Source organism: Clostridium sartagoforme (assembly GCF_039521405.1).
Taxonomy (GTDB): Bacteria; Bacillota; Clostridia; order Clostridiales; family Clostridiaceae; genus Clostridium; species Clostridium sartagoforme.
The window spans coordinates 1-9,965 of the sequence record NZ_BAAACH010000004.1; the positions used below are offsets into that span (position 1 = coordinate 1).

Genomic DNA, 9,965 nt, shown 5'->3' on the forward strand with positions numbered 1-9,965 from the left:
TTAAGACTTCTAAAAGAATTGCTGGTTTATTTTACTTAACTTATTTTCTGTTCAATTTTCAAAGACCATTTTCTTCATCGCCCTTAAGCGACTTCATTATCTTATCACTTATATATTTCCTTGTCAACAATCTTTTTAACTTTTTTTAATCAACTGTTTAACTTATCTATTTCATAAGTGACGAGTTACATAGTATCACGTTATTTTTGTTTAGTATTTCTATATTTACCTATTTTATTCATACTTATACCTTATTTTCTTTATTATCCTTTTATTTATTACAAATTACTTATAAAGATATTCTAGGTAGCGTTTTTGTCGAAGATTCTCATAACATATAGTATTTTTCTTTGTTTAATACGTAATAATATATATAATTATTTATATGGAGGTGATTTTTTTGAAAAAAATATTAAATAATGATTGGCAAGAATTATTACAAGATGAGTTTGATAAAGACTATTATCAAAACCTCAGAAAATTTTTAGTATCAGAATATAAAACAAAAACTATCTATCCTGATATGCATAATATTTTTAACGCATTAAATTTTACAGCTTTTAAAGATGTTAAAGTTGTTATTCTAGGTCAAGATCCGTATCATGGTCCAAACCAAGCACACGGTTTATCTTTTTCTGTTAATAAGGGAGTTAAAATTCCACCGTCATTAATGAATATCTACAAAGAACTTAACGATGATTTAGGTTGTTACATACCTAATAATGGATTTTTAAAAAATTGGGCTGATCAAGGAGTTTTACTATTAAACACGGTTTTAACAGTTAGGGCTCATGAGGCTAATTCTCATAAGAATATTGGATGGGAAATACTAACTGATAAGATTATATCATTACTTAATGAAAGAAAAGAGCCTATAGTGTTTATTTTATGGGGAAACCCTGCAATAATTAAAAAGAATCTTATAACAAACAGACATCATTTTATAATTACTTCTCCCCACCCTAGTCCATTATCTGCCTTTAGAGGTTTTTTGGGAAGTAAACCATTTTCTAAAACAAATGAATTTTTAAAGTCAATTAACATCTCACCTATAAATTGGCAAATAGAAAATATTTAAATAAAAAAGGCATAATATTTTATGCCTTTTTTACTTATTTTTATTTTTGTTTTTTTTATAAAATGAATATCCTATTGAAAATATTATTCCTATTACAGTGCCTGCCGAAAATGTTAATATTATATTGTCTATAAAAATTCCTAGGAATATACCTATCCCAGCACCTATTGCTATACCCTTTGCTAAATAATCATAATCTTCATCAGATAAAATTAACTTTTCCAAACTAAACACCTCTCTTAATTGAATTTCTTGTTTTAAATATTAATATTGTAATTAATAGTCTTCTAATTTAAAGTAAAATACTTAATAAACTTATTTAAGTTGAATAATACATTTAAAATATCTGTTATTTCTATTTTAATGCTTACTTCTTAAATATTTCTTAACTAAAACTTAAAGTAAAATTAATTATAGTAATATTTTACATCATTATGATTAACTTGTAAAGAGGTATCATATACTTTTTTATTTCGTTTTTAAAATCATTTTTTTACTTTTTGTATTTTAATTTATTTAGAAATGATAGTTAATTTTATATGAACATATTTTTACATAAAAAAAACTAACTAAGTAAAATTAGTTAGTTTTCCTGGTGGCTCGACCAGGAATCGAACCAGGGACACGAGGATTTTCAGTCCTCTGCTCTACCGACTGAGCTATCGAGCCTTAACGATTTATATTTTATAAAATTTTTTATAATATGTCAACGTTTTTAGTAATTTTATTTTATAAATTTTATAACTAATATATTTAATGATTTAAGTTATTTTTATAAATTTGTATAAATATAATAAATTATAGTATTACTAGGAGTGTACCATGAAATATATATTATTTATCTTACTTATAATATTATTAGTAGCTACTTATCTTTATTATGATAGAAAACTAGCTTTAATAAAAAAACAATTAATGATAACTTCAAATCAATATAACATTATAAGAAATAAATATGATACTTTTAAAAGACCTGAGACTAATTTATCCATAAGGTTTATTAATCCCTCTTATAAAAGTGGAATAATCGCTACTGATTCTAAGTTGTATATAGCACCTTTAGATTCGTCTCAAATACTTAGAAAAACTAATATTCGTATGGAAGTTATAATATTAGATTCAGCTGAAATAAATAACCAAACTTGGTATTATGTAAACTTACCAATAGACAATTGTATAAATTGTAGAGGATGGATTAATTCCAAAGATATTTCTATATTCTATAGTGAGTCCTCTTCTTTAATTAAATCTAACTAAATGTATAAAATGAATCTATAAAATATAAATTCGTAAAAAAGTATATATTTTTATAGATTCATTTTTATTATATCTTAGACAGTTCTAATCATAATAACTATATATAATATTATTGAAAGAATAAATGGGATATTTATTATTCTTTCATTCTTATTGTTACATGCTACTGTAGAAATCCCCACATCTTCCACTTTTTTCTTGCTATTTATCTTTTCCAATGCATATATTATTGCGAATGAAATAGCTGCAAAAATTATAGCTATAGATCCATATATTATTATCAATGTTATTTTTTCTGAGTATGAAATATTTTTTAATGTAAGTTCTGTAGTTTCATTACTAACTGATAATGCCTTTGTAACATAATTAGCTATCTTTGTCATAGTTACTGATGTACCGTTGACTATGAAATGTATTATCATAGATGCAAATATACTGTTAGTTATTCTTACAGCTAATGCCATTATAAATCCTAATACTGTAGCATATAAAAACTGTTGTGGATCTAAGTGTAAAATTCCAAAAAATAAACCTGTTATTATTGCTGCAACATACTTGTTCTTATCATCATATCCAGAAAGCACTATTCCTCTTATTGTAATTTCTTCAGTTATCGCAGGTAAAAGTGCAACAAGTGCCAATAATAATATATATGGTGTTGATGTTATTTCTGTAATGAATGCGCCAATTTCGTTATTAAAGAAAAACGTAGAAATTAGCGAAAAAAACGTCATTATAGGTTGAACTATGAATGCTAATAATATAATTAATAAAATATTTTTCAGCTCTAACTTATTAAGCTTTAAAGTCTCTTTAAATGATGATTTTGTTAATAATAAATATATTATTGCCGGTAATAAGAATAGTATTATATGATTAAAAAGAAGTATTAGCCTTGTATCTAATAATCCAATTTTAATATAAAAAGGCCTTAAAAGTAGTGGAGCCAATATTTCTATTATTAGTATGACTAAAAAATATAAATTTACCTTAAAAATTTTTTTCATATTTATCTCCTTGTTTATAGTATTTAATTAGTAATTATTTAAGATATATAAGTATACTGTCATATTAAATCTTTATGATAAATTATATATATCTTATTATTTACGTTTATTATAAATATTAATGTATAAGTTTATATCTTAAGGGACATAATTATAATGAAGCGAGAAGGCTTCCACAGTTAATCGCCTCTCCCCCATTTTATTTATATACAAAAATAATCTCCTTTCTTACTTAAATGTATCTAAGGGGATTATTTTATTCCCCTTATTTAGTTAATTTTAAAATTTCTTTTCTTAAAATATTTAATGCATTCATTGTAGTTTTTTTTCTTATACGCTCTCTATTTCCTGTAAAATTAAATTTCTTTACTATAATATTACCTTTTATAAATATTCCTATATAAACTAATCCAATAGGCTTTTCATTTGTTCCACCACCTGGACCTGCTATGCCTGTAGTTGATATTGCTATATCAGTGTTGGTTGCTTTAGCAATACCTTCTGCCATTTCTCTTGCAACTTCATCACTCACCGCACCATACTTATCCAATGTTTCTTTTTTAACTCCTGCTCTTTTAATCTTTGATTCATTTGAATAAGTTATTGCTCCTTCTTTAAATACATCTGATATTCCTGGATATGATATTAAACTTGCTGCCACCATTCCACCTGTACATGACTCAATAGTAGAAATACTTAATTTTCTATCACATAACATTTTAGAAACAACAAATTCTAATGATTCATCATCTTCTCCATATATATATTCACATAGATTTTCTTTTATTTCAGTACATATGGGATTTATTAAATTATTGCATTCATCTTCACTACTTCCTTTTGCTGTTATTCTTAAGGTAACATCAACATCTTTAGCATAAGGAGCCACTGTGGGATTTGTACTATTTTCTATTAAATTACTCAATCTCTGAGCCATTAAGCTTTCACCTATTCCAAATAATCTTAGAGTTTTAGATTTTATAACTTCACCAGTTATATTTTCTAAATATTTTACTACATGATTATTAAACATAGGTTCCATTTCTCTTGGTGGTCCAGGTAGTATTATTAGAATCTTATCATTTACTGATATAATAGATCCTGGAGCTGTACCATTAGGATTAGGTAAGATTATAGATCCTTCTGGAAAATATGCTTGCTTTTTATTAGCTTCTACTACAGCTTCATCTTTCATATCTAAATATGCTTTTATCCATTCTAAAGATGGTTCATGAAGTATTAATTTCTTATTAAAAAATTTAGCTCCCAACTCTTTTGTTAAATCATCTTGAGTTGGTCCTAGCCCACCTGTAGTAATAACTAAATCACATCTATCAAAAGCCTCTCTAAATGAATTAAGAATTCTATCTTCATTATCACCAACTGTACTTTGATGATATACATCTATCCCTAAAGTTGCTAATTCTTTAGCCAAAAATTGTGTATTTGTATTAACTATATCTCCTAATAATATTTCTGTACCTATAGCTATTATTTCTGCTTTCATTTCCTCACTTTATCCTCCTATTCAATACTTAATTTCATATAAATATTTTACCATAAATTATTAAAGGCTACTAATCCATAGATTAATAGCCTTATATTTACTTATATTTGTTAGCGTTAATATAATATTCACCTCTTTGATTTATACCTTCTTCTAAAATAGAAAAATTACTATCCTTAAGCATAGAGGTTATAATTTTTATATTGTTTTTATCAACGCTATCTAGTGTTATTGTAAAATTATCATTTTTATCTACAACTCCCATGTAGTCAAATATATTACTATATTCACTAAGTCCTAACCCTCCATTTATATCCATTTTATAATCTGGCATAGTGTACCTCCTATATTTATCTTTTGTATAGGATTTGCTCCGTAACATTTCTATCTATTTTATATTATTTTTTCTTAATAATTCTTTATTTATTCACTATGCCTATAGTTAATTTTTTCTAACTTCTTCTATTATTTTTTTAGCCTCTAATTCTGGAACCTCTTCATATCTTTCAAGCTCACTAGTAAAGCTTCCTCTTGCTTGAGTCATTGAACGCAAATCAGTAGGATACTTAAACATTTCTGACAAAGGTATTTCTGAAATGATTTTTTGTAAGTTCCCATCTGGTTCCATGCCCAAAACTCTACCTCTTCTTTTATTAACATCTCCTATTATATCTCCCATATATTCATCTGGTACGAATATTTCAACATGCATAATCGGTTCTAATAAAATTGACTTTGCTTGTTCTAATCCCTTTTTATATGCAATAGATGTTGCCATTTTAAAAGCCATTTCAGATGAATCTACTGGATGGTATGAACCATCATGTAATGTTGCTTTTAATCCAACAACAGGATATCCTGCTAAAACCCCTTTTTCTATACATTCTCTAAGACCTTTTTCTACTGCTGGTATAAAGTTTCTTGGAACAACTCCACCTACTACGTTATCTACAAATTCTAATTCACTTCCTCCGTCTTTTCTTGGTTCAAATTTTATTTTTACATCTCCATATTGTCCATGTCCTCCAGATTGCTTTTTATGTTTACCTTGAACATCTGCAATTCCCTTTATAGTTTCTCTATATGGTATCTTAGGAAGCCTTAAAACCACTTCAGCTCCAAACTTATTTTTCAATTTACTTGCTATGACATCCAAATGAGTTTCTCCAATACCAGATATTATCGTTTCTGCATTTTCTGTATCTCTTGAAATTGTAAATGTAGGGTCTTCTTCTAATAATCTTTGAAGTGAACTAGATATTTTATCTTCATCACCTTTGGATTTTGGTAGTACTGCCATTGACATAGATGGTTTGGAGAAATTCATTTTATCATATATAATTTTATTGTTTATATCACATAAAGTATCTCCTGTTTCCGTGTACTGTAACTTAGCAACAGCAGCTATATCTCCTGCTACAACTTCTCTTGTCGATATTTGGTTTTTTCCCTTCATGAAGAATATATTTGCCAACTTTTCTGGTTTATCTTTATTGCTATTTATAACATTAATTTCATTAGATAATTTTCCTGTTATAACTCTAAATAAAGATATTTTACCAACAAATGGATCCGCTATAGTTTTGAATACTAATGCAGAAAATGGCTTATCTTCATCTAATTTTATGAAAACCTCTTCACCATTTTGCATTGATACTGCTTTTTGGGGAATTGAATATTTAGGTGATGGAAAACATTCTACTACATCCTCTAAAAAACATTTCATTCCTATAACCTTTGAAGCACTTCCACACATAACTGGTGCTATTTCTCCATTAGCGCAGCCTTCTATAAGCCCATTATAAATCTCTTCATCACTTAGTTCCCCTTCACTGAAATATTTATCTAGTAGCTCTTCATTAGTCTCTGCTACTGCTTCCATAATCATTCTCTTACATTCATCTATTTTTTCTATAAGCTCTTCTGGAACTTCCATTTCTTGAATTTTATTGGTTTTTGCATCATGAATTCTAACTCTTCTTGATATAACATTAATCACGCCTCTAAAATTATCTTCCGATCCTAATGGATATTGAATTGGAACAACACTTATTCCAAACTTCTTTTTTAACTGAGCTAATGTTTTATCAAAATCTGAGTTTTCTCTATCCAATTTATTTATGAAAAATGTTCTTGGTAACTTTATCTTATTACAATAATCCCATGCCTTTTCAGTTCCAACCTGAACCCCTGATACTCCACATACAACTATAGTTGCTACATCTACAGCTCTCATACCTTGTATTAGCTCTCCATAAAAGTCAAAATAACCAGGTATATCTACTAAATTTATTTTTGTTTCATTTACTTCTATTGGAGCTATAGAAACTGAAAGAGAAATCCCTCTCTTTTTTTCTTCCTGATCGAAATCTGTTACTGTTGTTCCATCTTCTATTTTCCCTAACCTATCAGTATTTCCTGTATTAAATAGTAATGCTTCTACCAGTGAAGTTTTTCCTGATGCTCCATGGCCAATGAGACCAATATTTCTTAAATTTTTTATTGTGTAATTTTTCATACTACTTCATAATATTTGATTAAATATTATGATTCACCTACCTTTCATTTAAAATCTAAATAATTTTTTCAATTAGCATTATTGGAAAATTCTTATGTTTATAAATTTTAAATCTGTGGTTATATTTTTAATAAATCCATCTTAAGTGCAGGTTTTAATCTATTTTATTAATTATAGAATAACATAAACTTTTTTTATTTTCCAGAATATTCAGATTATTAATCCTTGTTCTATCTTATATTTATCTTTATTCAGTAATTATAAAAATAAGTACAAAAAGCGTATCTATCTAGATATTATAGCTACACTACTGTCATCTTAATTTTTAACATATCTATTTGTATATAATCATATTTAAATAAATATTTATTTAAATATTTTCCTTTTTAAATGTTCATAATTTATTTCCTAGAAAGTTTATACTCATAGTAAATATTATGGATACTATTTGAGAAAGAGAGGCATTGAAATTTAAATTATCTACTAATATTAATCGAAGTATATTATTTATAAAAAGAGTAACTAAATTTATAACTATAAATTTAAAAGTTGTTATAATTTCTTTACTTTTTGCTTTAAAAACCCATATATTATTCCACAAGTAACTATTAATCATTTCAAACAAAAAAGGACATCCATTGCTGAATATCCTAACTCAATCTTTTTTAATCTTAATTGCTTTTATTACTAAATATCCAATAATGGCTCCAGATGTGTCTATTAATACATCTTTAAATGACATACTCCTTCCAGGAATGAAATATTGATGTATTTCATCAGTACATGCATATAAAAACACAAATACAATTGAATATATCATATTCTTCTTATTTTTAATATAGAATTTGCTAACATTACAAGCTAATAAAAATAGTATTAGATATTCAGAAAAGTGAGCGACTTTTCTAACTATAAGGGTAGTAAGCTCACCAAAATATTCATTTAATTCTATTCCTATAAAATTAAGTGCTTTTACAACCAAATCACTTTGACCACTAGAAATATCTCCTGGCTGATGTGACATGTAAAATATTATGCTCATCCATATTAATAGCATTATCCATGACATTATCTTTTTGTTTTTACTCATAAACATCTCCTTATGTATAATGATTATATATAACTATTATACATTAAGTTAATAATCTTTTGCATATCATATTGATAACTGTATAATAAAGTTTTAATATCAATCCTTTTCAACCAAATATCTGTTAATATATGCTAATGATTGTTCTAGCATACTCTGTCCTCTTTCTAGGTCTTTAACATTTACCTCTAAATTATATATTCTTTGTTCCACTAAATTCATTATTTGTTTTATATCATTTAATAACTTAGCTTCATATGAAACCTGAACTCCATCTGAGTCTATATAAATTCTTTCCGGAACAGATCCGCATTTGGAGCATTTAGCATAGATACTTTTATTCTCTATATCTCTAAATATTTTAAATGTATCATTATTACAATTTGAACAATTAGGCAACATCGTAAAGTCTTGAGTAGATACATCAATATCATATTTAGATTTACAATAAGCACAAATTAAATGTAATTTATCTTCTTCACTTTCAAGAAAAAATCTATTTCCGCTACATCCTTCTTTTTCACATACAAAAGTTCTTATCATTTCCTAATCCACCCTCCTTATTTAGAGAGATTATCTCTCTACAAATTTAATATGCCTAAATATATTACTTTATTCTTATTATTTACATTAATTTTATATACATATATCTTAAAAAGTAAAATGGATCTAAATTTAATAATTTAGATCCATTAAATATTTTAACTATTACAAAATTCATTTAATTCTTTTAATGCTGCTTCTACTTCTTTTATAAGCTCGTCTATCTTGCCTGTATTTTTACCTGCTAATACAAGCTCTCTTTTCTCTAACTTCAATTTTATTAATCTTTGCTCTAGATCATCCTTCTTACCCATAACAACACTCCCCATCTAAGGATAAGACCTTAAAACTTTTACATTTGATATCATATATTAATTATATATTATTTTTCAGCTTATTCCTAATTAAAATTTTAGAAAATTTTAAAACTTTTTCGACATTTGGTACATATATACATAGTCATACTATTATTTAAAATTGTATAATATGACTAATAACCTAAAATTTTAATAAAAAAAAGAAGCTATGATAACATAACTTCTTTGGTGGAGGTAAAGGGATTCGAACCCTTGACCCCTTGCGTGCAAGGCAAGTGCTCTCCCAACTGAGCTATACCCCCAAATATGGTGGACCTTCAGGGACTCGAACCCCGGGCCGACCGGTTATGAGCCGGTTGCTCTAACCAACTGAGCTAAAGATCCATATCACCTGGCAACGTTCTACTCTCCCACACAGTCTCCCATGCAGTACCATCGACGCTGTAGAGCTTAACTTTCCTGTTCGGAATGGAAAGGAGTGTTTCCTCTACGCCATCATCACCAGATTACATTAACATTATATTGTAACTATAATGCTTTGTCAATATATTTTTCAGAGTGTTCTCTGAAAATTGCACACGAATATAAATTTAAGCCATATCTTTATTTTATTGGTCAAGCCCTCGACCTATTAGTATCAGTCAGCTA

The 9,965-nt window shown here is 27.0% G+C and carries 11 protein-coding genes, 3 tRNA genes and 1 rRNA gene; 2 read left to right on the plus strand and 13 right to left on the minus strand.

Annotation, left to right across the window (positions count from 1 at the left end):
- Positions 1–400 precede the first annotated feature (400 nt).
- Positions 401–1,078, plus strand: coding sequence for a uracil-DNA glycosylase (locus ABDZ60_RS01790; protein ID WP_016209157.1), 678 nt, complete (start codon positions 401–403; stop codon positions 1,076–1,078).
- A gap of 30 nt (positions 1,079–1,108) precedes the next feature.
- Here the strand turns inward: ABDZ60_RS01790 and ABDZ60_RS01795 are convergent, their stop codons facing one another.
- Together ABDZ60_RS01795 and ABDZ60_RS01800 are read right to left on the minus strand one after the other, a co-directional pair.
- Positions 1,109–1,312, minus strand: a complete 204-nt coding sequence (locus tag ABDZ60_RS01795; RefSeq protein WP_242835170.1) for a hypothetical protein — start codon at positions 1,310–1,312, stop codon at positions 1,109–1,111.
- A 359-nt stretch (positions 1,313–1,671) separates the two neighbouring features.
- Positions 1,672–1,747 (minus strand) — tRNA-Phe (locus ABDZ60_RS01800).
- Between the two features lie 153 nt (positions 1,748–1,900).
- Between ABDZ60_RS01800 and ABDZ60_RS01805 the strand changes: the two genes are divergently transcribed.
- Positions 1,901–2,335, plus strand: coding sequence for a hypothetical protein (locus tag ABDZ60_RS01805; RefSeq protein ID WP_016209159.1), 435 nt, complete (start codon positions 1,901–1,903; stop codon positions 2,333–2,335).
- A 74-nt stretch (positions 2,336–2,409) separates the two neighbouring features.
- On the opposite strand, the gene ABDZ60_RS01810 is transcribed toward ABDZ60_RS01805, so the two are convergent.
- The 11 genes from ABDZ60_RS01810 to rrf all read right to left on the minus strand — a co-directional run bounded on the left by ABDZ60_RS01810 (position 2,410) and on the right by rrf (position 9,823).
- Entirely contained in the window at positions 2,410–3,342 is a 933-nt protein-coding gene (locus ABDZ60_RS01810; protein ID WP_343775391.1) for a CPBP family intramembrane glutamic endopeptidase, read from the minus strand.
- A 265-nt stretch (positions 3,343–3,607) separates the two neighbouring features.
- Positions 3,608–4,849 carry a competence/damage-inducible protein A gene (locus ABDZ60_RS01815; protein ID WP_016209161.1) on the minus strand — a complete coding sequence of 414 codons (1,242 nt, stop codon included), beginning with the start codon at positions 4,847–4,849 and terminating at the stop codon, positions 3,608–3,610.
- Positions 4,850–4,946: 97 nt separating this feature from the next.
- Positions 4,947–5,183, minus strand: a complete 237-nt coding sequence (locus tag ABDZ60_RS01820; protein WP_016209162.1) for a hypothetical protein — start codon at positions 5,181–5,183, stop codon at positions 4,947–4,949.
- Between the two features lie 108 nt (positions 5,184–5,291).
- The gene (gene fusA / locus ABDZ60_RS01825) at positions 5,292–7,367 is read right to left on the minus strand and encodes an elongation factor G (RefSeq protein WP_046999878.1); all 2,076 of its coding nucleotides are present in this window, start codon (positions 7,365–7,367) and stop codon (positions 5,292–5,294) included.
- A gap of 394 nt (positions 7,368–7,761) precedes the next feature.
- Positions 7,762–8,016 carry a GtrA family protein gene (locus ABDZ60_RS18645; protein WP_084820700.1) on the minus strand — a complete coding sequence of 85 codons (255 nt, stop codon included), beginning with the start codon at positions 8,014–8,016 and terminating at the stop codon, positions 7,762–7,764.
- A 6-nt stretch (positions 8,017–8,022) separates the two neighbouring features.
- Entirely contained in the window at positions 8,023–8,457 is a 435-nt protein-coding gene (locus tag ABDZ60_RS01830; RefSeq protein ID WP_343775398.1) for a VanZ family protein, read from the minus strand.
- 99 nt (positions 8,458–8,556) lie between these two features.
- Positions 8,557–9,000: a hypothetical protein gene (locus ABDZ60_RS01835; RefSeq protein ID WP_016209166.1), complete on the minus strand. Its 444-nt coding sequence runs from the start codon at positions 8,998–9,000 to the stop codon at positions 8,557–8,559.
- A gap of 158 nt (positions 9,001–9,158) precedes the next feature.
- Positions 9,159–9,314 (minus strand): hypothetical protein, encoded by a 156-nt coding sequence (locus ABDZ60_RS01840; protein WP_172654992.1) that lies wholly within the window; start codon positions 9,312–9,314, stop codon positions 9,159–9,161.
- A gap of 229 nt (positions 9,315–9,543) precedes the next feature.
- Positions 9,544–9,619: transfer RNA gene (locus tag ABDZ60_RS01845), tRNA-Ala, on the minus strand.
- A gap of 5 nt (positions 9,620–9,624) precedes the next feature.
- Positions 9,625–9,701, minus strand: a tRNA-Ile gene (locus ABDZ60_RS01850).
- Between the two features lie 5 nt (positions 9,702–9,706).
- A 5S ribosomal RNA gene (rrf, locus tag ABDZ60_RS01855) occupies positions 9,707–9,823 on the minus strand.
- Positions 9,824–9,965: the final 142 nt, after the last annotated feature.